Source organism: Staphylococcus caledonicus, from assembly GCF_016238465.1.
GTDB lineage: Bacteria > Bacillota > Bacilli > Staphylococcales > Staphylococcaceae > Staphylococcus > Staphylococcus caledonicus.
Map to the genome: position 1 here is coordinate 21,833 of NZ_JABTXV010000006.1, position 25,907 is coordinate 47,739.

Sequence of the window (25,907 nt, forward strand, 5' to 3'; positions counted from 1 at the left end):
ATTTAATGACAACCTCTTTTAAATCCGATAAAATAGGTAATAATTAATTTTGAACAATTTAACGAATGACTAAGACAACCTAATTTTTAAAAAGTAAGGTTAATTATTGAGTATAAAAGGGAGTTATGATTTATGAGCAATACACAAGGGATTTTAGATTATATTGAAAATAAAAAGTATGATTATGTTGAAATTAGTCATCGCATACATGAACGTCCTGAGTTAGGGAACGAAGAAATTTTCGCATCAAGAACGTTAATAGATAAATTAAAAGAGAATGACTTTGATATTGAAAATGATATAGCTGGCCATGCGACAGGATTTATTGCAACGTATAGCTCGGAGAAAGAAGGGCCTACTATCGGTTATTTAGCTGAATACGATGCATTACCAGGCTTAGGACATGCCTGTGGTCATAACATTATTGGAACGGCGAGTGTGATGGCTGGCATCGCATTAAAGCAAGTGGTTGATAACGTTGGAGGCAAGGTTGTTGTGCTTGGATGCCCAGCCGAAGAAGGTGGGGAAAATGGGAGTGCGAAAGCCTCTTACGTTAAAGCAGGTGTCATTGATGACATAGATGTAGCCTTAATGATACATCCAGGTAACGAAACATATCCTACTATTAACACGTTGGCTGTAGATGTCTTAGATATTAAATTTTACGGTAAGAGCGCTCATGCTTCTGAAAATGCTGACGAGGCATTAAACGCTTTAGATGCTATGATTTCTTACTTCAATGGCGTAGCTCAACTTAGACAACATATTAAAAAAGACCAAAGAGTTCATGGGGTTATCTTAGATGGCGGTAAAGCAGCCAATATTATCCCCGATTTTACACATGCAAGATTTTATACGCGTGCCACGTCACGTAAAGAGTTAGATATTTTAACGGAAAAAGTGAACCAAATCGCTAGAGGTGCAGCAATTCAAACAGGCTGTGACTACGAATTTGGACCAATCCAAAATGGAGTTAATGAATTTATAAAAACGCCTAAGCTTGATGAACTTTTCGAGAAATATGCGAAAAGTGTCGGCGAAGAAGTGAGTCACGATGATTTTGGTTTTGGCTCTACAGATACGGGTAATGTCAGTCATATAGTACCTACCATCCACCCGCATGTGAAGATTGGTTCTAGAAATTTAGTTGGTCATACGCATCGTTTTAGAGAAGCAGCTGCTAGTGTACACGGTGACCAAGCGTTAATTCGAGGTGCCAAAATCATTGCACTAATGGGATTGGAATTAATTGAAAATAAGGGATTGTTTGATGAGATCGTTCAACAACATTCTCATATAAAGGGGCAAACGAAATAATGACAGAAAACTCAAAAAACTCAACGCTAACCTTAAGCGATTTATATGATGAGACAATAGTATATAATTCTAGACCTTCATACGTGTCTAATCCTTGGTTAAAACCAGAAGAACATCAATCGAACTTTTTAACAGGTCGTGAAATGATTATCTCAAATAAAATGCCAATGATTGTTCATGAAGCGAGCGTTACTGATAGATTACAGCAATTATTTGAGATTGTGGGAAGATCAATTCCAAGCCATATTTATAAATTTCATAACCGAGAAACATATGAAGAAGTCTTTAATCAAATTGTTAATAAAGAGAAGAAAAAAATATATTTTCAATATATCCATAGCGAAGATGTAATAACTGATGATTGTTACGCTGTTGATAAAGAGGTATTTGTGGCTTTAAATAATAAAGCGCGCATACCTGAATGGACAAATCATAAATATTTACCTGAACGTGAAATTGTTTCAATTAATGATTTTAAGGCACGTATTAAAGATTGGTCATTTCCATTTGTCATTAAACCAGGAGATGACTTACCTACCGCTGGCGGCTATGGCGTGATGATTTGCTACAACGAAGAGGATTTAGAAAAGGCTACACAGCGAATATTTGAAGCTAGCGATGCAACGGATAACTTGATTATTGAACAAAAAATTGAAGCGGTTAAAAACTTTTGTGTGCAATATGCATATTCTGAAGAGCTTGGAATTCAATATTTAGGTACGGCTCACCAAATTACAAATGAATATGGATTTTACGCCGGAAATGAAAATGTTCATGATGTTCCTCAACAAGTGATAGATGCTGGCAGAGAAATTATGGAAAATGGGGTAAAATTGGGATTCTTCGGTGTCGCAGGTTTTGATTTACTTTTAGATGAACACGGAGACGTGTTTGCAATTGATTTAAACTTTAGACAAAATGGTTCAACTAGTATGTTGCTCCTACAAGATGAACTAAATCCAAATTATCAAAAGTTTTATAGCTACTTTTCAAAAGGAGATAATGAAAAGTTCTTTAATACTATTCTAAAATACGTAAAACAGGGAGTACTTTATCCACTTTCTTATTATGATGGTGATTGGTATGGTAAGAATGAAGTTAACTCTCGTTTCGGTTGTATCTGGCATGCTAATTCGAAAGAAGAGGTTGAACAGTTAGAACAAGCATTTATTTCCGAACTTGAAAAATAAGAGTGAGCCATTAATAAAAAAATGGTTTAGCCTATAGTTATGGCAGTAGTTGGCTGAAATGAAGATGCGTTCGAGCCTCACTTTCTTCATTCCTAGTCAACCTTGCCGGGGCGGGACTACGAAATCTTTGAAATTACATTAGATTTCTGTCCCGCTCCCTTAATATTTAGCTATCCTGTATAATTCATTTGACGATAAATAGTTATTAATTTAGTATTTTAAGTGATAAAAATACAGGAATAGAGGGTTGAACATGTCTTATAAAAATACTGACTACTTTAGAGATATATTAATCAATGAGGTCATTTATGTAGCGAGTAAGAATAAAAAGTTAGTACGTCTTCAAGTAGAGGATAATGAATATATCGCCGTTTGGACACAAAAAGAACAAGCAGAAAGCTATTTGAAGAATTCAGAGATTTCTTATGATCGAGTTATTGAAATCGACATAGACACTTTTGTAACATATGAATTAGACGATATATTTGATGAAAATGATCAAGTGATTATTAATTCAACATCTGAAGAAAATGGAACGCTTGTCAACGTAGTGGATATGAGTAATCAATTGATGTCTGAACTTGATAAAATTCGTACTAAAGAATTTGTAAAAGATGTAGCTAAAGATGACCAAGTATTCGGTTTAACGCGTCAAGGAGAGAAACACTTCATTCTAATTAGTGACGATAAACATCAAAAACCTCATATCATGCCAGTTTGGAGCTTGAAAAGTCGTGCCCGCAAAGTACGCGATGAAGACTTCGAAGAATGTGATTTAATTGAAATTGAAGGTAGTGTATTTAGTGACTGGCTTGATAAATTGCGTGACAATGATCAAGCAGTAGCTATTGATTTAAAACCTGGAGTTGTAGGAACAGTGATTTCAGCTCAAAGACTTTCCGATGAACTTACTTTTTAAAAATATATGATTAATAAAACCTGGAGCATTCACAATGAAATGCTCCAGGTTATTTTAGTTCGTAATAGATTATGAAATAGATGTTACTTAATCCTACTTAGCTAGCTATTTATGCTAACGGTAGTTTGTAATTAACTTAAATAAATAGCACCTAATGCACCAGAAAATGCGCCATTTTCAATATAGAATGGTTTAAATCCTCTTAAAACGGTATAATCTTCAATTACTTCACGGAGTAACGGGTTATTGTTGAAAGATGAACCAATGTATACAACGTTCTCAGTGTGATTTTCGCGGGCTACTGTAATAGCCATAGTCGTAATAACTTCTCCGACTACGCCAACTACAGAGGCTAATTTATTGGCAGGTGTAAAATCAACATCTAAATGATGAAGTACATTACCAAAGTTAGCTGCAGTTAGTTCACCAGGAATAGGCGGTTCAGTATCTTTGTAAATGTGCTTTACTTTTAAATCAATGGTATCTCTATCACCAGATTGCGCTAAGTTTGTTAAGTCTTCGTAGTTTGAAATTTGTGTGAGTAGGAAACCAAGTCCTTGAATCATACCGCCACCAGTGCCAATCCCTCCGACACGACGTTGTTGTTCACCATCAAAGAAGTGTAAAGAAGTGCCTGTCCCTACATTTGCAAAGATATATTCAGTAATGTCATGTCCTTGCTCTTTAAGTAATATACTTAAACCTTTTGATGAAGCATCAAATTCAACAAATGTTTGAGTAGTTGTGTTAAGATTTTCGGCAATAACGCCTGCATTTCCTCCTGTTAAGCTGATCGATTCAAAAGAACCTTCATTCAACCATTGAATTACTTTATGTATATCAGTCGTTAATTCAGTATGGTATGTACGTTCATTTTTAGATTCTTGCACGATTTTGATTAAAGTGCCTCCCGCGTCAATACCGACTTTCATTCTTATTCACCTCTAGATTTTATATGTCATATTTATAGTAAAGGAAATTGATTGAATTACAATAGATTAATTTTAAAAAGCAGAAAATTTTTCACACAAGATTAATTATGAGTGAATTATAATTTGATAAGTGTAAAAAAACAATTATAATATTAACTAAATAACTTTAAAAGTATAGGGGATAACTTTTATGACTGTAAAACAACAATATGATAATATTACTATTCAAGAATTTGAAGAACAATATAGACAAGATGTTTTAAATTTTCAATTAAGTGAGCGTCAACAAATCTATTCTTCATTACCTAAGTCTGTTTTAGAGGAAGCACTTAATGATGAGGATAGAATTGCTAATATTGCAATTAATGAAGAGGGGGACGTAGTAGGGTTCTTTGTACTACATCAATATTATCAACATGAAGGCTATGATACACCTGAAAATGTCGTTTATGTAAGATCATTATCTATTAATGAGAAGTTTCAAGGGAATGGCTATGGCACTACGATGATGATGCATTTACCACAATATGTACAAGAAGTCTTTCCAACATTCAATCATCTATATTTAGTAGTAGATGCTGAAAATAAAGGTGCCTGGAATGTATATGAACGTGCAGGTTTTATGCATGCAGCTACAAAAGAAGAAGGACCGATAGGTAAAGAACGCTTATACTATTTAGATTTAGACTTAAAGCACGTATCTTCATTGCAATTAGTTGAGAATTCGCCTTCTAGTATTGCATCATACAATATTGTAGATTTGTTAAAAGACAATAACAAAGTAGGCTTTATAGCACTTGAACAACATAGCAATAAAGTTAATATAGCAGCGATTGAAGTTTATAAAGAACAACGAAAAGAAGGTATCGCTGAAAGTGCATTAAGACAATTAGCAACATATGTACGCAAACATTTTAAACAAGTCAACACATTAAGAATTACGTTGTTTGGTGAAAATAATGAACTTAAATCATTATGCATTAATAGTGGATTTGTAGAAATAGATCAATCAGATGATTTAATTATTTTCGAAAAATATCTAAATTACTAATGTAATAGCAATTGCGAAATCACCTATTGTCCTTTATAATTTATCTTTGTTATTATTAATTAATGAAATTTAGCGATATATTAAGAAAATCCTTTGAAAGGAAGTATAAATATAATGAAGATCCAAGATTATACTAAAGAAATGGTCGATGAGAAATCATTTATCGACATGGCTTATACTTTATTAAATGATAAAGGCACTACTATGAATTTATACGATATTATCGATGAATTTAGAAACCTTGGTCATTATGAATACGAAGAAATTGAAAATCGTGTGGTTCAATTCTACACAGACTTAAATACTGATGGACGTTTTTTAAATGTTGGAGAGAACCAATGGGGATTACGTGATTGGTATTCAGTTGATGATATTGAAGAAAAAATCGCACCAACTATCCAAAAATTTGATATTCTTGATGACGAAGATGAAGAAGATAAAAACCTTAAATTATTAGGCGAAGATGAGATGGATGATGATACTGATATTCCAGCTCAAACAGATGATCAAGAAACGTTAGATGATAGTGAAGATGAGCAAGTAGAAGATGAAATTGCTGAATCTGATCTTGTTATTCAAGAAGACGACGAAGATCTCGATGATGAAGAAGATGAACTTGACGAAGAAGAAGATAAAGATTTTAATAACTAAAATTTAGTTTTGATTGACTTTTATTAAAAAGATGATAGAATTTTATTCGGGCTCCTTTAAATAGGACACGTGTATAAATTCTATACGCTCCCCTTACAGTTATGTGAGAGGGAGCGATTTTTTTATTTAATAAATCTTAAAAATATAAATAATTGTTGAGCAAGGAAGCATCCCTTTATAAACTAGGAGGTCAAGAAATGACAAAATTTATTTTTGTAACAGGTGGAGTAGTGTCGTCATTAGGTAAAGGTATTACTGCCGCTTCTCTAGGAAGATTATTAAAAGATAGAGGTCTTAAAGTAACAATTCAAAAATTCGACCCATATTTAAACGTTGATCCAGGTACGATGAGTCCATATCAACATGGTGAAGTATTTGTTACAGACGATGGCGCTGAAACTGATTTAGACTTAGGACATTATGAACGTTTTATCGATATTAATTTAAATAAATACTCTAATGTGACAGCTGGTAAAGTGTACTCACATGTTTTAAAGAAAGAACGTCGTGGCGATTATTTAGGTGGAACAGTGCAAGTTATCCCACACATTACTAATGAAATTAAAGAGCGTTTATTATTAGCTGGTGAAAGTACAAATGCCGACGTGGTTATCACTGAAATTGGTGGTACAACTGGAGATATTGAATCTTTACCGTTCATAGAAGCGATTCGTCAAATTAGAAGTGACCTTGGTCGTGAAAATGTGATGTATGTACATTGTACATTATTACCATACATAAAAGCGGCTGGTGAAATGAAGACTAAACCAACACAACACAGTGTTAAAGAATTACGTGGCTTAGGTATTCAACCAGATTTAATTGTTGTGCGTACAGAATATGAAATGACTCAAGACTTAAAAGATAAAATTGCGTTATTCTGTGATATTAAAAAAGAAAGCGTTATTGAGTGTAGAGATGCATCTTCTTTATATGAAATTCCATTACAATTAAGCGCTCAAGACATGGATGACATTGTTATTCGACGTTTAGATTTAGATGCCAAATATGATACGCAATTAGATGAATGGCAATACTTATTAGACACAGTGAATTCATTAGATGGCACGATTACTATTGGTTTAGTAGGTAAATACGTTAGCTTGCAAGATGCGTATTTATCAGTAGTTGAATCATTAAAACACGCTGGTTATCCATTGAAAAAAGATGTAGTTGTAAAATGGATTGATTCAAGTGAAGTGACTGATGAAAATGTCGCTGAATACTTAAGCGATGTTGATGGTATTTTAGTGCCAGGTGGTTTCGGCTTTAGAGCAAGTGAAGGTAAAATTTCTGCGATAAAATATGCTCGTGAAAATAATGTACCTTACTTCGGTATTTGTTTAGGTATGCAATTAGCAACGGTTGAATTTGCACGTAATGTATTAGGTTTAGAAGGTGCACATTCAGCAGAATTAGATTCAAATACACCGTATCCAATTATAGATTTACTTCCTGAACAGAAAGACATCGAAGATTTAGGTGGTACGTTACGTCTTGGATTATATCCATGTGCCATTAAAGAGGGTACGTTAGCACATCGAATTTATGGTGAAACAAGCATTGAAGAAAGACACCGTCATCGTTATGAATTTAATAACGAATTTAGAGAACAATTAGAAGAGAATGGTATGGTCTTCTCAGGTACTAGCCCAGATGGTCGATTGATTGAAATTGTAGAAATTCCTGAAAATGATTTCTATCTAGCTTGTCAATTCCACCCAGAATTCTTATCAAGACCTAATAGAGCACAACCTATTTTCAAAGCATTTGTAGAAGCAGCTTACAAACATCAAAATAAATAAAATATAAGAGGTTGGAACAAAACGTTTATGATTTGTACATAAACGGCTAAAGTTCCAACCTCTATTTTTTATGTTATAAATCTAAATCACGTGTCATTTCTATCATCTGTGTATATATCTCATAGTAAATATAATTAAATGCCATTGTATGAGGTTGCACAATTTTATCATAGTCTTCCGTATAAACAATCGGACGTGGCGTTGATAAATTAACGAAATGCATAAATTGCTCAGGAAAATCATCTTCTTTAGGATGATTACATATTAATACAAAATCTATGTCATTAGCGATTAACGCTTTGACATCTTGAGCAACGTCATCCGTATAAAATGGTGAAAATAGAAAAACACGATCAGTTGAATCAATCTCACTAAAAGATTGAAGTGATGATAATTGTTTACTAGATTTGAGTTTTTCTTCGCTCTCTAAAATAAACGATTCAAAGAATTTTAAATCACCATAACCTTTAACATAGACATAGCCTTCGCCGCCAATTGCTTGCATTAAACACTGGCCGGCCATTTGTATATCAAGTGCTTGATTTTCTAAACGGTTAAAGACACCGATAAGTTGAGTATGTAATATTTTAGACATGATTATCCTCCATTTCATAAGTATTGTAATGAAACATAACATTTAATGCAATGTCCTACTATTACCTAAATAATTAATAATTTTGCCTAATACACTCTATATAACTTAAGTTTTAATTTTTTAAATGGGTATAAACATGCAATTAAAAAAATTTTCTGATATAATGATTTAAAAATCGTGCACTTGCACACAAGGAGGAACTTTCATGCCATTAGTTTCAATGAAAGAAATGTTAATCGACGCGAAAGAAAATGGTTATGCGGTTGGTCAATACAATTTAAATAACTTAGAATTTACACAAGCTATTTTAGAAGCTTCTCAAGAAGAGAACGCTCCAGTTATCTTAGGTGTATCTGAAGGTGCTGCACGTTATATGAGCGGCTTCTACACAGTAGTCAAAATGGTTGAAGGTTTAATGCATGACTTAAACATTACTGTACCAGTAGCTATTCATTTAGATCATGGTTCAAGCTTTGACAAATGTAAAGAAGCTATTGATGCTGGTTTCACATCAGTAATGATTGACGCTTCACATAGTCCATTTGAAGAAAATATTGAAATTACTTCAAAAGTAGTTGAATATGCACATCAACATGGTGTATCTGTAGAAGCTGAATTAGGAACAGTAGGCGGACAAGAAGATGACGTAGTTGGCGGTATTATTTACGCTGATCCAAAAGAATGCCAAGAATTAGTTGAAAGAACTGGTATCGACACATTAGCACCTGCTTTAGGTTCAGTTCATGGTCCATACAAAGGCGAACCTAAATTAGGATTTAAAGAAATGGAAGAAATTGGTGCATCAACTGGTTTACCATTAGTATTACACGGTGGTACTGGTATCCCAACTAAAGATATCCAAAAAGCTATCCCTTATGGTACAGCTAAAATCAACGTCAACACTGAAAACCAAATTGCTTCTGCTAAAGCAGTAAGAGACGTTTTAAATAACGATCAAGATGTATACGATCCACGTAAATATTTAGGACCTGCTCGTGAAGCAATTAAAGAAACAGTTAAAGGTAAAATTAGAGAATTTGGTACTTCAAACCGCGCTAAATAAGTATCATTAAATAAATCTTTTAGTATCAGCCTAGGACATAAATAGATGTCTTAGGCTTTTTTGTTGCGGTAAAAACTCAGATAAAGTTTTTATAGTATAGAATAATTTTGAAAGAAAGATACAAGATTTTAATTTACCATTAAGATTTAATCTATATTTTTTAACAATCCAAGAACTCTTGATTAATTATTTTCTAAAAATGTTTTATAATATTTATATATCTTGTTTTATTAGCGTTCAATAGAATTTTTCCGTTAAATTTAAAAGCTAAATGCATCTACGTGTCGACATGATTAACATTTTACAAATAAAGATTTTTTATCTTATAATGCTAATAATATATAATTTTAAAAATGAGAAACAAAGGAGAAAAGACTTATGACTCAAGAGGTAATAAAAATCCGAGGTGGTCAGACGCTTGAAGGAGAAGTCACAATCAGTGGTGCTAAAAATAGTGCTGTAGCGATTATTCCGGCAACGTTACTAGCTCAAGGTCAAGTGAAGTTAGATGGCTTACCACAAATTTCTGATGTAGAGACACTAGTCAGTTTGTTAGAGGATTTAAATATAAAAGCGCGTTTAGATGGCAAACAGTTAGAAGTCGATACTACCGAAATTCAAAATGCGCCACTACCTAATAATAAAGTGGAATCCTTACGTGCATCATATTATATGATGGGAGCGATGTTAGGACGCTTTAAAAAATGTGTGATTGGTTTGCCAGGCGGTTGCCCATTAGGACCTCGTCCAATTGATCAACACATTAAAGGGTTTAAAGCTTTAGGTGCTGAAATTGATGAGTCAAGCGAGACATCTATGAAGATTGAGGCTAAAGAATTACATGGCGCTAATATTTTTCTTGATATGGTAAGTGTAGGTGCCACAATCAATATTATGCTTGCTGCTGTCCATGCTAAAGGTCAAACAATTATTGAAAATGCAGCGAAAGAGCCAGAAGTTGTAGATGTTGCTAACTTTTTAAATAGTATAGGTGCAGAAATTAAAGGTGCAGGAACAAGTTCATTAAAAATTAATGGAGTAGAAGAATTACACGGCACTGAATATAGTGTCATCCCTGATCGTATTGAAGCAGGAACATATATGTGTATCGCTGCTGCGGTAGGCAAAGAGATATCAATTAATAATATTGTGCCAAAACATGTCGAAGCGTTAACGATGAAATTGAAAGAACTAGGTGCTAACATTGAAATTGATAGCGATGCTGAAAAAGTAATTATTAAACGTCAATCATCATATAAAAACGTTGATATTAAAACATTAGTTTATCCTGGCTTCGCTACAGATTTACAACAACCAATCACGCCGTTATTATTTATGACAGACGGGCCATCATTTGTAACAGAAACAATTTATCCTGCACGTTTCAGACACGTAGATGAATTGAAAAAAATGGGTGCAGATATTGAAGCGGACATGACTGTAGGAACGGCTACTATTAAACCTTCTAAATTACATGGCGCAGAAGTTTATGCAAGCGATTTACGTGCAGGTGCGTGTTTAATCACGGCCGGTTTATTAGCTGAAGGTATTACTACAGTATACAATGTTAAACATATTTACAGAGGATATACTGATATAGTTAAAAATTTAAAAACATTAGGCGCAGATATTTGGACTGAACAAATATAAAGATATCTGGTATAATAATTATATTAGATACTAAAAGAGGTTGGCGAATGGTAGTTAAACGCGTGTAACTATGGCTAACCTCTGTAGTACCTACCATGTTTAAGATGTTTTGAATAGAGGTGAAGACAATGGAAATCTGTCCATATCTTGAAGAAACCTTTAAAATTGTTGGTAGAAGTTGGAACGGTTTAATCATTAATTATCTATCTCGATGCACTGATTATACTGCGCACTTTTCCGATATGAAAAGGGATTTGAAGACGATTACCCCACGTGCATTAAGCATAAAATTAACTGATTTAGGTGAATGGGGATTAGTAGAAAAGAAAGTAGTTTCAACTAGTCCAGTATCCATCATTTATGAATTAACTGATAAAGGTAAGGCATTAGCTGAAGCTTTAGCGCCTATGGAAGAATGGGCTAGAAAATACGTTACTCTTGAAGAAGAAGTAAAGTCTAAATAATAGAGTGTTGAGACTGAGACATTTTTATAAAATGTCTCAGTTTTTTGTTGTGTTAGTAGTTGATTGAAAGAAATGAAAGTTCGAATTTCACTTTCTTTATTTCTGTCATCACTCCCTAAGTTTCTGCTCTGTTTTTTATTTCTTATTAAAGTGCTATGTTTAATTTTCAACAAAAAGGATACACATAGTATATAACGATTCTTAAGGAGTGAAGAATTGATGAGAAATTATACTCAACAATATATAAATGGCGAATGGATTGATAGCGAGAGCGGAGAAACAATTGACGTTATTAATCCCGCTACTGAAGAAGTTATCGGCAAAGTAGCTAAAGGTAATGAAAAAGACGTTGATAAAGCAGTAGAAGCTGCTAATGACGTATATTTAGAATTTCGCCATAGCTCAGTAAAAGAAAGAAAAGAACTATTAGATAAAATCGTAGAAGAATATAAAAATAGAAAACAAGATATTATTGAAGCCATTACAGATGAATTAGGTGCACCACTTACTATTTCTGAGAATGTGCACTATCAAATGGGCTTAAATCATTTCCAAGAAGCTAGTAGAGCTCTAGAGTCATTTGAATTTGAAGAACGACGTGGAGATGCTCTAGTAACTAAAGAAGCTATTGGAGTAGCAGGTTTAGTTACACCTTGGAACTTCCCAACTAACCAAACATCATTAAAACTTGCAGCGGCATTTGCAGCAGGTAGTCCGGTTGTACTTAAACCTTCTGAAGAAACACCATTTGCAGCGGTAATCTTAGCTGAAATCTTTGATAAAGTAGGCGTGCCTAAAGGCGTATTTAACTTAGTTAATGGTGACGGTGAAGGTGTAGGTAATCCTTTAAGTGAACATCCTAAAGTAAGAATGATGTCATTTACTGGTTCAGGCCGTACAGGTTCTAAGATTATGGAAAAAGCTTCTAAAGACTTCAAGAAAGTTTCACTTGAATTAGGTGGTAAATCTCCATATATCTTATTAGATGATGTAGATGTTAAAGAAGCAGCGAAAGCAACTACTGGTAAAGTAGTTAATAATACTGGACAAGTTTGTACAGCTGGTACACGTATTTTAGTTCCAGAAAGTAAAAAAGAAGAATTCTTATCTGCATTAAAAGAAGAATTTAGTAATGTCAAAGTTGGTAACCCTCGTGAAGAAGGTACACAAGTAGGACCAATTATAAGTAAAAAACAATTTGACACAGTGCAATCTTATATTGATAAAGGTATAGAAGAAGGTGCTGAATTACTTTACGGTGGTCCAGGTAAACCAGAAGGCTTAGACACTGGTTACTTCGCAAGACCAACAATCTTTATCAATGTAGATAATGATATGACAATTGCTCGAGAAGAAATTTTCGGACCAGTTGCTTCAGTCATTACTTATAACGATTTAGACGAAGCAATTAAAATCGCTAATGATACTGAATATGGCTTAGCTGGTTATGTCATTGGTAAAGATAAAGACACACTTCAAAAAGTAGCACGTTCAATTGAAGCTGGCAGAATAGAAATTAATGAAGCTGGTGCTCAACCTGACTTACCATTTGGTGGTTATAAACAATCAGGTATCGGTCGTGAATGGGGCGACTATGGTATTGAAGAATTCTTAGAAGTGAAATCAATAGCTGGTTATTTTAAATAATTTAAGCAATTAATTAATATATCAAATATAACAGTGCATGGGACCTATATAGTTCCATGTGCTGTTTTATTTTTTGAAATTTATTAAAATCATTTTGTATTTAAATTGAAAATTTGCTATATTAATTCTAGTATTTAAGACTTTTAATAATTAAAAAATTGTACTGTGCATTATTCGATTTTGCATTTTCATAAAAAGACAATTAGAATAAACACTTACTGAATTATCAATAAGTCTTTAGAAAAATTTAAGAAATGGGTGCAGTTTATGCCTGAAAAAGAACGTACATCTCCACAATATGAATCGTTTCATGAATTATATAAAAACTACACAACTAAAGAACTGACACAAAAAGCAAAATCGCTCAAGCTTACAAATTATAGCAAATTGAATAAAAGTGAACTCGTTCTAGCTATTATGGAAGCTCAAATGGAAAAAGATGGCAATTACTATATGGAAGGTGTATTAGATGATATTCAACCTGATGGCTACGGATTTTTAAGAACCGTAAACTATTCAAAAGGTGAAAAAGATATCTATATTTCCGCTAGTCAAATCCGTCGTTTCGAAATTAAACGAGGAGATAAAGTGACTGGTAAAGTACGTAAACCTAAAGATAATGAGAAATATTACGGTTTACTTCAAGTTGACTTTGTAAATGACGAAAATGCAGAAGTAGTCAAAAAACGTCCTCACTTCCAAGCTTTAACACCTCTTTATCCTGAGGAAAGAATCGTATTAGAAACAGATCCCCAAAATTATTCAACACGTATTATGGATTTAGTAACTCCAATTGGTCTCGGTCAACGTGGGCTTATAGTTGCTCCTCCAAAAGCCGGTAAGACATCACTACTTAAAGAAATCGCCAATGCTATTAGTACTAATAAACCTGATGCAAAGTTATTTATTCTATTAGTTGGTGAACGTCCTGAAGAGGTAACTGATATTGAACGTTCAGTAGAATCAGCTGAAGTTGTGCATTCTACGTTTGATGAGCCACCTCAACATCACGTTAAAGTAGCAGAGTTATTACTTGAAAGAGCTAAACGTCTTGTTGAAATAGGTCAAGATGTAATTATTTTAATGGACTCAATTACACGTTTAGCGCGTGCTTATAACCTCGTTATCCCTCCAAGTGGTAGAACCTTATCAGGAGGATTAGATCCGGCTTCACTACATAAGCCTAAAGCATTCTTTGGGGCTGCACGTAATATTGAAGCTGGTGGAAGTTTAACTATTTTAGCGACTGCTCTAGTAGAAACTGGTTCTCGTATGGACGATATGATTTATGAAGAATTCAAAGGAACAGGTAACATGGAACTTCATCTTGATCGTAAATTATCAGAACGTCGTATCTTCCCAGCAATTGATATTGGTAGAAGTTCAACACGTAAAGAAGAATTGCTTATTAGTAAATCTGAACTTGAATCACTATGGCAGTTAAGAAACATGTTTACTGATTCTACGGACTTTACTGAACGATTTATTAGAAAATTAAAACGTTCAGAAAACAATAAAGAATTTTTCCAACAGTTACAGAAAGCTGCAAAAGAAAGTACTAAAACTGGCAAGCCGATTATCTAATGAATATCGGTTTGAGGGTTGCGTTTTAAAGTAATAACGATTATAATTACCAAGTATTGGGTAAAAAACTCACAAACAACTCTGTTCCGGATGGTTCAGGGCAAAGGAGCTGAAAATAAAATGAGACAAGGAATTCATCCTGAATACCACAAAGTAATCTTTTTAGATACTACAACTAACTTCAAGTTTTTAAGTGGTTCAACTAAAACATCTTCAGAAACTATGGAATGGGAAGATGGAAATGAATACCCAGTTATTCGTTTAGACGTATCTTCTGATTCACATCCGTTCTACACTGGACGTCAAAAATTCGCTGCTGCGGATGGTCGTGTGGAACGTTTCAACAAAAAGTTTGGTCTCAAATCAAACAACAACTAATTGTAAGTTTAAACTGTCTGCCTAATCTATTGTATATAGAATTGTGTAGGCAGTTTTTTTATTTACCATATTTTTATTCGCAAAGTACTACATAACTATAAAAATATGACTAAGTTAAACTATTCAATTTATTATAATTTTCAGTCTGAATGAGTTATACATAAAGTAATTTATAATATATAGAAATATGATATAATTAAGCGATTATGTTTTGATAAAGGTGGAACTTATAATGTATGAAACTTACCATTCTGGCTGGATTGAATGCATTACTGGAAGTATGTTTAGCGGTAAATCTGAAGAGTTAATTCGCAGATTACGTAGAGGAATCTATGCCAAACAGAAAGTAGTAGTGTTTAAACCGGCTATCGACAACCGTTACCATAAAGAAAAAGTAGTCTCACATGATGGTAATGAGCTAGAAGCCATTAATATTTCATCAGCAAGAGATATTTTACTTCATGATTTAGCTCATGTAGATGTTATAGGTATAGATGAAATTCAATTTTTTGATAAAGAAATCGTTAATATTGTTGAAAAGCTCGCAGATGATGGGCATAGAGTGATTGTAGCTGGATTGGATATGGATTTCCGTGGAGAGCCATTTGAACCAATGCCACAAATTATGGCAGTAAGTGAACAAGTTACTAAATTACAAGCTGTATGTGCCGTATGTGGTGTTTCTTCAAGCAGAACTCAACGTTTAATCAATGGAGAACCTGCTAAAATAGACGATCCGACAATTTTAGTTGGTGCCAATGAAAGTTATGAGCCTAGATGTAGAGCACATCATATTGTTGCACCAAGTACTAACGATGAGGAGGAATTATAGTGTTTGATCAATTAGATATTGTTGAAGAAAGATATGAACAATTAAATGAAATGTTAAGTGATCCAGAGGTCGTTAATGATTCTGATAAATTACGTAAATATTCTAAAGAACAAGCTGATCTTCAAAAAACAGTAGATGTTTATAGAGATTATAAAAGTAAAAAAGAAGAGCTTGAAGAAATAGAAGAAATGTTAAATGAAACAGACGATAAAGAAGAAATTGATATGTTAAAAGAAGAAAGCTCAAGTTTGAAATCAGCTATTCCAGAACTTGAAGAAGAGCTTAAATTCTTATTAATCCCTAAAGATCCAAATGATGACAAAGATGTTATCGTTGAAATTAGAGCAGCAGCAGGTGGAGACGAAGCGGCCATCTTTGCTGGAGATTTATTAAGAATGTATACAAAATATGCCGAGTCTCAAAATTTCAAAACTGAAATTGTAGAAGCAGCTGAAAGTGATCATGGCGGTTACAAAGAAATTAGTTTCTCAGTTTCTGGAAACGGCGCTTATAGTAAGTTGAAGTTTGAAAATGGCGCACACCGTGTACAACGTGTACCTGAAACTGAATCTGGTGGCCGTATTCATACGTCAACTGCTACAGTAGCAGTATTACCTGAAGTTGAAGACGTTGAAATTGAAATTCGTAATGAAGATTTAAAAGTTGATACGTATCGTTCAAGTGGCGCGGGCGGTCAGCACGTCAATACAACAGACTCTGCTGTACGTATTACCCACTTGCCAACGGGAGTTATTGCGACGTCATCTGAAAAATCTCAAATTCAAAACCGTGAAAAAGCGTTAAAAGTATTAAAAGCACGTTTATATGACATGAAATTACAAGAAGAACAACAAAAATATGCGGCACAACGTAAGTCGGCTGTAGGTACAGGTGACCGTTCTGAACGTGTAAGAACATACAACTATCCACAAAGTCGTGTCACAGACCACCGTATTGGATTAACATTACAAAAGTTAGACCAAATTATGGAAGGTAAGTTAGATGAAATTATTGATGCATTAACACTTTCAGAACAAACTGATAAATTGAAAGAATTAAATAATGGCGAGCTTTAAAGATAAACTGCATCAAGCCATTGGTTTAGCAACTGAAAAAGGTTACGAGCAAGCTCGGGCAGAATGGTTAATGCTAGATTTATTTGGATGGTCAAGAACGGACTATTTAATTCATATGTATGATGAAATGACAAAAGCTGAAGAAGCGAAGTTTTCACTTGCTTTAGAACGCATGTTAACAGGTGAACCGATACAATATATTGTTGGATTTCAATCGTTTTATGGCTATCGATTTCAAGTGAACCAGCATTGCTTAATTCCTCGCCCAGAAACTGAAGAAGTGATGCTTCACTTTTTGGAAAATTGTAAAGACCAAGCGACTATAGCTGATATAGGGACAGGAAGTGGCGCAATAGCGCTTACTTTAAAAAAATTGAATCCTAGTTTAAACGTTATTGCTACAGACTTAGTTCAAGAGACGTTAGACTTAGCAATAGATAACGCCTATGATTTAAATGTCGATGTTGATTTTTTAAAGGGAGATGCTTTGAAACCACTGATTAAACGTAATATTAAATTAGATGGTTTAATTTCAAATCCACCTTATATTAATTTTGATGAAAAAGATGATATGGTAGATACAGTAGTTAAATATGAACCACACGTGGCTTTATTCGCGAAAAATAAAGGCTATGCTATTTATGAAGCTATACTTGATGATTTACCAAAAGTATTAAATGACAATGCATACGTAACATTTGAGATTGGTTACAATCAAGGCGAGAGATTAAAGGAAATCATTTTAAATAAATATCCGAATATTACTGTGAACGTGATTAAAGATATTAATGGCATTGATAGAATTGTGTCATTTAAATGGTAAACAGAGTGAAGTTACTTATCTAATTGAAAATGTTGGGTGAGTAACTTCTTGTTATATTAAATAATAATATGGGAGGAAAGGAGCACAGGTTATGCAAACAACGATTTGGGATATGCGCGAATATAAAGAAATGCCATTGACGTTCTCCGGATTAAAACGCATAAAAGAAATTTATGAGCAGGGCGGTTTAGTTGCGATTCCCACTGAAACTGTATACGGCCTGGGAGCCAATGCTAAAGATGAGCAAGCAGTGACACGTATTTATGAAGCAAAAGGGCGACCATCAGATAATCCATTAATTGTACATATACATAGTCAACAACAATTAAAAGATTTTGTGGCTGAGGTTCCTGAAGAAGTGAAGAAATTTATGGATGTATTTTGGCCTGGACCTATTTCATTTATTTTACCGCTAAAAAAAGGCTATTTGTGCGAGAAAGTCACAGGAGGATTAGACTCTATAGCAGTACGTATGCCTAGTCATCCTATTGGGCGAGCTATTTTACAATACGTTAATCTGCCTATCGCTGCTCCTAGTGCTAACTTAAGTGGTCGACCATCACCTACGACGTTCCAACATGTATATAATGATTTGAATGGAAAGATAGAGGGGATTGTTAATGGGGATCAAAGTGAAGAGGGTTTAGAAAGTACTGTGCTTGATTGTACTCGTTATCCATTTAAAATCGCGCGTCCTGGTGCTATTACTCAAACTATGTTAAACGAAGTCATACCTGATAGTGTTATTTATTACAATTATAATTCTATCGATAATCCAATTGCACCAGGCATGAAGTATAAGCATTATTCTCCAGAGACGCCTATTTCTATGGTGACTAACTTAACCCAACCCATTGGAAATGATAAAGATTGGACTAATGTAGCTTTTATTTTGCCAAAAACATTGAAACAATTTATGCCACAGGATGCGATTTTTATCCCTTTATGCGAAGATGAGAATGACATTAAAGGCGCTAATCATAATTTATATCATATCCTTCATATTATTGATGAGGATCCTTCAATTCATAAGGCATTTGTTTATGCTTTTAATGATGAAAATGACTCAGAAGCAATTATGAATCGTATGACTAAAGCTACAGGTAATCATATAGTTAGAGGTGAAGATTTATGAAAATAACATTTGTATGTACCGGTAATACATGTCGCAGTCCAATTGCAGAAAGTATAGCAAAGCGATTATTGAAGAATGACGAAGTTAATTCTAGAGGACTATTTGCTTCTAATGGACAAGCAATCACGCCTGAAGCATTAGAAGTTATTTTAGAAAATGATTTACCAGAACCTTCAACAGCACAACAATTTAGTGAAGAAGATTTGCAAAGTGATTTAATTCTTACAATGACAGAAAATCATAAACAACAATTGAAAAGTCTCTATGGAAATCAAGCCCATATTTATCAACTAAGTGAATATGTCGGCGAAACAATGGACATTGATGACCCATTCGGAGGTAGTATTGACACGTATCGTGAAACCTTCAATCAATTATATTACTTAATTGATAAATTAACTCATGTTTCATAAAGCGAAATATTATACAAATAGTATATGTCACGTTCTAAATACGTTATAATGAAGAAGTATAGTTAGTTTGCTATGCTTCTTTTAATATGTAATCAAGGGAGAGATGAATATGCAAGAACTTACAACTTTGTTAAATGAATTGAAAGAACAATCATTTTTTAAAGAAGGTGAAATTTGCCTAATTGGATGTTCGACTTCTGAAGTGATAGGTGAAAAGATTGGTTCAGTTGGTTCAATGGATATTGCTAAAGATATTTTCACTTCTCTAGAAGAGGTGAAACAAGGCACGGGCGTCTCTTTTGCATTCCAAGGTTGTGAACATATCAATCGATCAATCACTATTGAACGAGAAGATTTCAATCCGTTAACGATGGAAGAAGTCACAGTTGTACCAGATGTGCATGCAGGTGGAAGTCTTGCAACATATGCGTATCAACATATGAAAGATCCAGTAGTTGTTGAGCATATCACTGTTCCTAAGGGTATTGATATAGGCCAAACATTGATTGGAATGCATATTAAACACGTTTGTGTACCGATTAGAACTAGTGTTAAACAAGTAGGCGAAGCTATCGTTACTATTGCCACTTCTAGACCTAAAAAAGTCGGTGGTGAGCGAGCTAAATATGAGTAGTTTCTAAAAATAGGGGGAATTTTTATGTCATATATCAAAGATCAAGATAAAGTTATTTATGAGGCCATTCAAAATGAGTACAATAGACAAAACAATAATATCGAACTTATAGCATCTGAAAACTTTGTTTCTGAAGCGGTTATGGAAGCACAAGGTTCTGTAATGACTAATAAATATGCTGAAGGCTACCCTGGACGTCGTTACTATGGTGGTTGTGGTTATATCGATGTTTCTGAAACAATTGCGATTGAACGTGCTAAAGCTTTATTTGGAGCTGAACATGTCAACGTACAACCACATTCAGGGTCTCAAGCTAATATGGCAGTTTACTTAGTAGCATTAGAAATGGGCGATACAGTGCTAGGTATGAATTTAAGCCATGGAGGCCATTTAACACATGGTTCACCAGTGAATTTTAGTGGTAAATTTTATAATTTTGTAGAGTACGGTGTAGATAAAGAAACAGAGAAAATTGATTATGAAGAAGTTCGTAAATTAGCACAACAACATAAACCTAAATTAATTGTTGCGGGTACTTCAGCTTATTCTAGAGAACTAGACTTTAAAAAGTTTAAAGAAATCGCTGATGAAGTTGGTGCTAAATTAATGGTCGATATGGCACATATCGCTGGTTTAGTAGCTGCTGGTTTACATCCTAATCCAGTTGAATATGCTGACTTTGTGACAACGACTACTCATAAAACGTTAAGAGGACCTCGTGGAGGCTTAATTCTTTGTAAAGAAGAATATAAGAAAGAAATTGATAAAACAATTTTCCCTGGTGTCCAAGGCGGGCCTTTAGAACATGTTATAGCTGCTAAGGCAGTAGCGTTTGGTGAAGCGTTAGAACAAGATTTCAAAGCCTACCAAGAACAAGTTATTAAAAATGCTCAAGTTTTAGCCAAAACATTACAAGAAGAAGGCTTTAGAATTGTTTCTGGTGGAACTGAGAACCATCTATTGTTAGTTGACGTTAAAAACTCTGTGAATGTAACAGGGAAAGAAGCAGAAGCTACGTTAGATTCTATCGGTATTACGTGTAATAAAAATACTATTCCATTTGATCAAGAAAAAGCTTTCGTTACAAGTGGTATCCGATTAGGTACGCCAGCTGCAACTACTAGAGGCTTTGATGAAGAAGCATTTAAAGAAGTTGGACGTATCATTAGTTTAGCATTGAAAAACCCAAATGATGAGTCAAAATTAAAAGAAGCTAGAGAAAGAGTAACTAGTTTAACTTCGAAACACCCATTATATGAATAAGTGTATTTAAATTGGAGGAAAAGTAATAATGAGCAAAGTACATGTATTTGATCACCCATTAATTCAACACAAATTAAGTTACATTCGCGACGTAAATACTGGGACTAAAGTATTTAGAGAACTTGTCGACGAAGTAGGCATGCTAATGGCTTACGAAGTAACTAGAGATTTAGAACTACAAGACGTTGAAGTTAAAACCCCTGTAACTACTATGACTGCTAAAAGATTAGCAGGTAAAAAACTAGCTATCGTACCTATCCTTAGAGCAGGATTAGGAATGACAGATGGTGTTTTAAGCTTAGTTCCAGCAGCACGTGTTGGCCATATCGGTTTATATCGTGACCCTGAAACTTTAAAAGCCGTTGAATATTTTGTGAAACTTCCACAAGATATTGACGAAAGACAAATCATTGTAGTTGATCCTATGTTAGCAACTGGAGCATCAGCTATTGAAGCGATTAATTCACTAAAAAAACGTGGCGCTAAAAACATTAGATTTATGTGCCTAATTGCAGCACCTGAAGGCGTAGAAAAAATGAAAGAAGCTCATGATGATGTAGATATTTATATAGCAGCATTAGATGAGAAACTTAATGATAAAGCATACATTACACCTGGATTAGGTGATGCTGGAGACAGACTATTCGGCACTAAATAGTGTTAGGAGAATTAAGATATGAGAAAGATTATGACAGTCTTTGGTACAAGACCAGAAGCAATTAAAATGGCACCATTGGTAAAAGCACTAGAAAATGATTCAGTGTTGGAACCAATGATTGTTGTAACTGCTCAACATCGAGAAATGTTAGACTCTGTACTTCAAACTTTTGATATCAAGCCACATTATGATTTAGATGTTATGAAAGAAGGACAAACACTTTCAGAAATTACATCTAGAGCGATGAATCAACTTGAACTAATTATCAAAGATGAACAACCAGATATGGTATTGGTACATGGAGATACAACGACTACATTTTCTGGAGCACTTGCTGCATTTTATAATCAAGTCTCAGTAGGGCATGTGGAAGCAGGATTAAGAACACGTGATAAGTACGCACCTTTTCCTGAAGAGATTAATCGCCAAATGGTAAGTAACATCGCTGACTTACATTTTGCTCCAACTGCTCGTGCAGCAATGAATTTAATTAATGAACAAAAACGTCAAGATTCAATCATTGTTACTGGCAATACAGCTATCGACACCTTAAATCTGACAATTAAAGATGATTATACATCTGAAGTATTGGATGAACATAAGGATAAACGGATTGTCCTATTAACAGTACATCGCAGAGAAAACATTGGACAACCAATGGTTAATGTTTTTCGAGCAATTCGAAAATTAGTAGATGATTATGAGGATATAGTGGTAGTTTATCCTATTCATTTAAATCCTAAAGTAAGAGAATTATCTAAAGAATTCCTGGGAGAACATCCACGTATTAAGTTAATTGAACCTTTAGATGTCGTTGATTTTCATAATTTTGCTAGTAAAGCATATCTAATTTTAACGGATTCAGGTGGAGTTCAAGAAGAAGCACCATCTTTAAACAAACCGGTACTTGTTCTTCGAGATGTAACTGAAAGACCTGAAGGGGTAGAAGCGGGCACATTAAAAGTAATTGGTACCAACTTAGATAACGTCTATTCTGAAACTAAGAAATTATTAGACGAGCCAACTACGTATCAAACTATGGCCATGACTCAGAACCCTTACGGTGATGGAGAAGCTTCAATTAGAATATGTGATAGTATTAAATATTATTTAGGCCTCTCAAATAAACAACCTAAAGAATTCAAAGGATAAAAGTTAACCTAAAATAAGAACATCTTGTGACGAAATAGCTTTTAAATTGTGCAATAACTTGAATAAAATTGACACACTATATCCCCTATATTATTATTGAAATTGTATGAGTGGAACGGTTTACGTGGTTGTCATAAGTAAATTTGGAGGCATAAATAATGGGGCGTTTCAGCATCATATTTAAACAATTCATTCAATACTATATTTACTTTATTATATTATTGGCTGTTTTGTACGTTATTATTCCTAATCCTTTCATATTGGGATTAATAATAGGATCATTAGGCTCTTTAATTAATACATACATCTTTGAGCTTTACTTATCTCGGGCTAAACAACCTGATAATCTACATATTTCTACGGGCAATATTTGGAGATACTTAGTCGCTATTATTGCGTGCTTAATATGGTTTTTCTTTAAAGATGATGTGAATATTATTGGAATAATTATTGGTCTCATGATTTCTTATGTAATAATCATTGTACGGCCCTTATTACACAGGGAGTAAAATTCTATGAAGAAAGAGGTGAGTATATGGATCACAAATCACCACTCACAAGTTTTAATTTGTTCGGGTTTGATATTGTTTTCAACATGGCAAGTATCCTAATGTTAGTCATTACTGCAGTTATAGTCTTTTTAATCGCTATTATTTGTACGCGTAATTTGCAAAAGAGACCTTCAGGTAAACAAAACTTTATTGAATGGATCTTTGACTTTGTAAGAGGAATTATTGAAAGTAATATGGCTTGGAAAAAGGGTGGTCAGTTCCACTTTTTAGCAGTCACATTGATTCTGTTCATTTTTGTAGCTAATATGTTAGGTTTACCATTTGCTATAGTGACACATGACCATTATTTATGGTGGAAATCACCGACCGCTGATGCGACGGTAACATTAACACTATCAACAATGATGATCTTGCTAACACATTATTACGGTGTGAAAATGCGTGGTACTAAAGCATATGTAGGAAATTACTTTAAACCTTTCTGGCCATTAGCAATTATTAATGTATTTGAAGAGTTTTCTTCAACATTAACGCTTGGTCTACGTTTATACGGTAATATTTTTGCCGGCGAATTATTACTTTCATTACTAGCAGGCTTGTTTTTCCAAAGCGGCTGGGGTTGGATAATTAGTATCCCAGGTTTATTAGTATGGCAAGGTTTCTCAATCTTCGTCGGTTCAATCCAAGCATATATCTTTATTATGCTTTCAATGGTTTACATGTCCCACAAAGTAGCGGACACACATTAATTTAAAAAAATTTAGGAGGAATTATTAATATGGGTTTAATAGCAGCAGCAATTGCAATCGGTTTATCAGCACTAGGCGCAGGTATCGGTAACGGTCTTATCGTATCTAGAACAGTTGAAGGTGTAGCACGTCAACCAGAAGCACGTGGTCAATTAATGAGTATTATGTTCATTGGTATTGGTTTAGTTGAGGCACTTCCAATCATCGGTGTTGTAATCGCATTCATGACACTTTTCCAATAAGAAAATTTCATGGCGAAGTCTCTCGGACCTTCGCCGTTCGTTTTATTTAATGACAAAGTGATGATTAATAATGAAAGGAGTGTCATATACCAGTGAATGCATTAACTAATTCATTCGTTTTAGGCGCAGCAAGTGGTGGCGTTGAGTGGGGTACAGTATTCGTTACTTTAGCTACCTTTATTATTCTATTAGCGTTATTGAAGAAATTTGCTTGGGGTCCATTAAAAGAAGTAATGGATAAACGTGAACGCGATATTAATAGAGATATTGACGAAGCTGAAGAAGCAAAACTTAACGCTCAAAAACTTGAAGAAGAAAATAAAAAGACACTTAAAGAAACACAAGATGAAGTTCAACGTATTCTCGAAGATGCTAGAGTGCAAGCACGTAAACAACAAGAAGACATTATTCATGAAGCTAACATTCGTGCTAACGGCATGATTGAAACAGCACAAAGTGAAATCAATAGTGAAAAAGAACGAGCACTTGCAGATATCAATAACCAAGTTTCTGAATTATCAGTATTGATTGCTTCTAAAGTCTTACAAAAAGAAATTTCTGAACAAGATCAAAAAGCACTAGTTGATAAGTATCTTAAAGAGGCAGGCGATAAATAATGGCAAACGTAGCAAACAAATACGCTAAAGCATTATTTGACGTATCGCTTAAGAAAGAAAACTTAGATTTAATGTATGAAGAATTAGAAGTAGTAAATCGTGCTACTCAAGACTATAGTAAAGATTTAAAAGCCATTGATTCAAATCCTAATCAACCGGCATCTCAAAGACGTCAGTTTGTTGAGCAAGTATTTGGTGAGGCGAATGACTATTTAAAAAATATGTTAATGATTCTTGCAAACAACCGTCATTTAGAACTTATTAGTTCGATTTTCAAAGAGTTTAAAAGTTTATACAATGAACATTACAATCAAGACTCAGCTGTCGTTGAATCAGTTTATCAATTAAGCGACGAAGAACTTGAAAGAATTAAAGCATTAATCATTAATAAAACAAAATTATCACAAGTACATATTACGACTAAAATCAATCCAGACTTAATCGGTGGATTTAGAGTGAAAGTCGGCACAACTGTACTAGATGGTAGTGTTAAAAAAGATTTAGAACAAATTGAACGTAAATTTAAAAGAGTTAACTAAAATAAAAGAGGAGTGA

General features: G+C 34.0%; 28 protein-coding genes. 26 read left to right on the forward strand and 2 right to left on the reverse strand.

What is annotated here, in order from left to right; genetic code table 11:
* Positions 1-132 precede the first annotated feature (132 nt).
* The 3 genes from HS848_RS11575 (at position 133) to HS848_RS11585 (ending at position 3,426) form a co-directional block, all read left to right on the forward strand.
* Positions 133-1,317, forward strand: a complete 1,185-nt coding sequence (locus tag HS848_RS11575) for a M20 family metallopeptidase (protein ID WP_107508491.1) — start codon at positions 133-135, stop codon at positions 1,315-1,317.
* Positions 1,317-2,507 carry an L-aspartate--L-methionine ligase LdmS gene (gene ldmS / locus HS848_RS11580; RefSeq protein ID WP_198612437.1) on the forward strand — a complete coding sequence of 397 codons (1,191 nt, stop codon included), beginning with the start codon at positions 1,317-1,319 and terminating at the stop codon, positions 2,505-2,507. Before HS848_RS11575 ends, ldmS begins: the two co-directional genes overlap by 1 nt.
* A 253-nt stretch (positions 2,508-2,760) precedes the next feature.
* Positions 2,761-3,426 carry a DUF2750 domain-containing protein gene (locus HS848_RS11585; RefSeq protein ID WP_107508489.1) on the forward strand — a complete coding sequence of 222 codons (666 nt, stop codon included), beginning with the start codon at positions 2,761-2,763 and terminating at the stop codon, positions 3,424-3,426.
* A 131-nt stretch (positions 3,427-3,557) separates the two neighbouring features.
* Here the strand turns inward: HS848_RS11585 and coaW are convergent, their stop codons facing one another.
* Positions 3,558-4,358 carry a type II pantothenate kinase gene (coaW, locus tag HS848_RS11590; protein WP_107508488.1) on the reverse strand — a complete coding sequence of 267 codons (801 nt, stop codon included), beginning with the start codon at positions 4,356-4,358 and terminating at the stop codon, positions 3,558-3,560.
* A 190-nt stretch (positions 4,359-4,548) separates the two neighbouring features.
* Between coaW and HS848_RS11595 the strand changes: the two genes are divergently transcribed.
* From HS848_RS11595 to HS848_RS11605, 3 genes are all read left to right on the forward strand, one after another.
* Positions 4,549-5,409, forward strand: coding sequence for a GNAT family N-acetyltransferase (locus HS848_RS11595; protein ID WP_198612438.1), 861 nt, complete (start codon positions 4,549-4,551; stop codon positions 5,407-5,409).
* 114 nt (positions 5,410-5,523) lie between these two features.
* On the forward strand, positions 5,524-6,060 hold the full coding sequence (gene rpoE / locus HS848_RS11600; RefSeq protein ID WP_107508009.1) for a DNA-directed RNA polymerase subunit delta: 537 nt from the start codon (positions 5,524-5,526) through the stop codon (positions 6,058-6,060).
* 197 nt (positions 6,061-6,257) lie between these two features.
* A complete protein-coding gene (locus HS848_RS11605) occupies positions 6,258-7,865 on the forward strand; it encodes a CTP synthase (protein WP_198612439.1) in 1,608 nt (535 codons plus the stop codon).
* A gap of 73 nt (positions 7,866-7,938) precedes the next feature.
* On the opposite strand, the gene HS848_RS11610 is transcribed toward HS848_RS11605, so the two are convergent.
* Positions 7,939-8,460 (reverse strand): DUF2529 family protein, encoded by a 522-nt coding sequence (locus HS848_RS11610; protein ID WP_107508007.1) that lies wholly within the window; start codon positions 8,458-8,460, stop codon positions 7,939-7,941.
* A gap of 205 nt (positions 8,461-8,665) precedes the next feature.
* On the opposite strand from HS848_RS11610, the gene fdaB reads away from it, so the two are divergent.
* From fdaB to HS848_RS11710, 20 genes are all read left to right on the forward strand, one after another.
* On the forward strand, positions 8,666-9,523 hold the full coding sequence (gene fdaB, locus HS848_RS11615; RefSeq protein ID WP_103166228.1) for a class IIb fructose-bisphosphate aldolase FdaB: 858 nt from the start codon (positions 8,666-8,668) through the stop codon (positions 9,521-9,523).
* 378 nt (positions 9,524-9,901) lie between these two features.
* Positions 9,902-11,173 carry a UDP-N-acetylglucosamine 1-carboxyvinyltransferase gene (locus HS848_RS11620; protein WP_198612440.1) on the forward strand — a complete coding sequence of 424 codons (1,272 nt, stop codon included), beginning with the start codon at positions 9,902-9,904 and terminating at the stop codon, positions 11,171-11,173.
* A 128-nt stretch (positions 11,174-11,301) separates the two neighbouring features.
* Complete coding sequence (locus HS848_RS11625) at positions 11,302-11,637, forward strand: winged helix-turn-helix transcriptional regulator (RefSeq protein WP_103166226.1); 336 nt, start codon at positions 11,302-11,304, stop codon at positions 11,635-11,637.
* Between the two features lie 219 nt (positions 11,638-11,856).
* Complete coding sequence (locus HS848_RS11630; protein ID WP_198612441.1) at positions 11,857-13,284, forward strand: aldehyde dehydrogenase family protein; 1,428 nt, start codon at positions 11,857-11,859, stop codon at positions 13,282-13,284.
* A 267-nt stretch (positions 13,285-13,551) separates the two neighbouring features.
* Positions 13,552-14,868, forward strand: a complete 1,317-nt coding sequence (rho, locus tag HS848_RS11635) for a transcription termination factor Rho (RefSeq protein ID WP_103166224.1) — start codon at positions 13,552-13,554, stop codon at positions 14,866-14,868.
* A gap of 120 nt (positions 14,869-14,988) precedes the next feature.
* Positions 14,989-15,246 carry a type B 50S ribosomal protein L31 gene (locus HS848_RS11640; protein WP_103166223.1) on the forward strand — a complete coding sequence of 86 codons (258 nt, stop codon included), beginning with the start codon at positions 14,989-14,991 and terminating at the stop codon, positions 15,244-15,246.
* A 232-nt stretch (positions 15,247-15,478) separates the two neighbouring features.
* Entirely contained in the window at positions 15,479-16,078 is a 600-nt protein-coding gene (locus HS848_RS11645; RefSeq protein ID WP_198612442.1) for a thymidine kinase, read from the forward strand.
* A complete protein-coding gene (gene prfA, locus HS848_RS11650; RefSeq protein WP_107508002.1) occupies positions 16,078-17,154 on the forward strand; it encodes a peptide chain release factor 1 in 1,077 nt (358 codons plus the stop codon). Before HS848_RS11645 ends, prfA begins: the two co-directional genes overlap by 1 nt.
* Positions 17,141-17,977, forward strand: coding sequence for a peptide chain release factor N(5)-glutamine methyltransferase (prmC, locus tag HS848_RS11655; RefSeq protein ID WP_198612443.1), 837 nt, complete (start codon positions 17,141-17,143; stop codon positions 17,975-17,977). The genes prfA and prmC overlap by 14 nt, the downstream gene beginning before the upstream one ends.
* Positions 17,978-18,068: 91 nt before the next feature.
* On the forward strand, positions 18,069-19,112 hold the full coding sequence (locus HS848_RS11660; protein ID WP_198612444.1) for an L-threonylcarbamoyladenylate synthase: 1,044 nt from the start codon (positions 18,069-18,071) through the stop codon (positions 19,110-19,112).
* Complete coding sequence (locus HS848_RS11665) at positions 19,109-19,525, forward strand: low molecular weight protein arginine phosphatase (RefSeq protein ID WP_198612445.1); 417 nt, start codon at positions 19,109-19,111, stop codon at positions 19,523-19,525. The genes HS848_RS11660 and HS848_RS11665 overlap by 4 nt, the downstream gene beginning before the upstream one ends.
* A 109-nt stretch (positions 19,526-19,634) precedes the next feature.
* Entirely contained in the window at positions 19,635-20,159 is a 525-nt protein-coding gene (locus HS848_RS11670) for a TIGR01440 family protein (RefSeq protein ID WP_198612446.1), read from the forward strand.
* 24 nt (positions 20,160-20,183) lie between these two features.
* Complete coding sequence (glyA, locus tag HS848_RS11675; protein WP_198612447.1) at positions 20,184-21,422, forward strand: serine hydroxymethyltransferase; 1,239 nt, start codon at positions 20,184-20,186, stop codon at positions 21,420-21,422.
* A 28-nt stretch (positions 21,423-21,450) separates the two neighbouring features.
* Positions 21,451-22,080 (forward strand): uracil phosphoribosyltransferase, encoded by a 630-nt coding sequence (gene upp / locus HS848_RS11680; RefSeq protein ID WP_107507996.1) that lies wholly within the window; start codon positions 21,451-21,453, stop codon positions 22,078-22,080.
* An 18-nt stretch (positions 22,081-22,098) separates the two neighbouring features.
* The gene (gene wecB / locus HS848_RS11685; RefSeq protein ID WP_198612448.1) at positions 22,099-23,232 is read left to right on the forward strand and encodes a non-hydrolyzing UDP-N-acetylglucosamine 2-epimerase; all 1,134 of its coding nucleotides are present in this window, start codon (positions 22,099-22,101) and stop codon (positions 23,230-23,232) included.
* A gap of 158 nt (positions 23,233-23,390) precedes the next feature.
* On the forward strand, positions 23,391-23,741 hold the full coding sequence (locus tag HS848_RS11690; RefSeq protein WP_107507994.1) for an ATP synthase subunit I: 351 nt from the start codon (positions 23,391-23,393) through the stop codon (positions 23,739-23,741).
* Positions 23,742-23,767: 26 nt separating this feature from the next.
* A complete protein-coding gene (gene atpB, locus HS848_RS11695; protein WP_103166212.1) occupies positions 23,768-24,493 on the forward strand; it encodes a F0F1 ATP synthase subunit A in 726 nt (241 codons plus the stop codon).
* A 29-nt stretch (positions 24,494-24,522) separates the two neighbouring features.
* The gene (gene atpE, locus HS848_RS11700; RefSeq protein ID WP_011275238.1) at positions 24,523-24,735 is read left to right on the forward strand and encodes a F0F1 ATP synthase subunit C; all 213 of its coding nucleotides are present in this window, start codon (positions 24,523-24,525) and stop codon (positions 24,733-24,735) included.
* Positions 24,736-24,821: 86 nt separating this feature from the next.
* The gene (locus HS848_RS11705; RefSeq protein ID WP_198612469.1) at positions 24,822-25,352 is read left to right on the forward strand and encodes a F0F1 ATP synthase subunit B; all 531 of its coding nucleotides are present in this window, start codon (positions 24,822-24,824) and stop codon (positions 25,350-25,352) included.
* Entirely contained in the window at positions 25,352-25,891 is a 540-nt protein-coding gene (locus HS848_RS11710; protein WP_198612449.1) for a F0F1 ATP synthase subunit delta, read from the forward strand. Before HS848_RS11705 ends, HS848_RS11710 begins: the two co-directional genes overlap by 1 nt.
* Positions 25,892-25,907 lie beyond the last annotated feature (16 nt).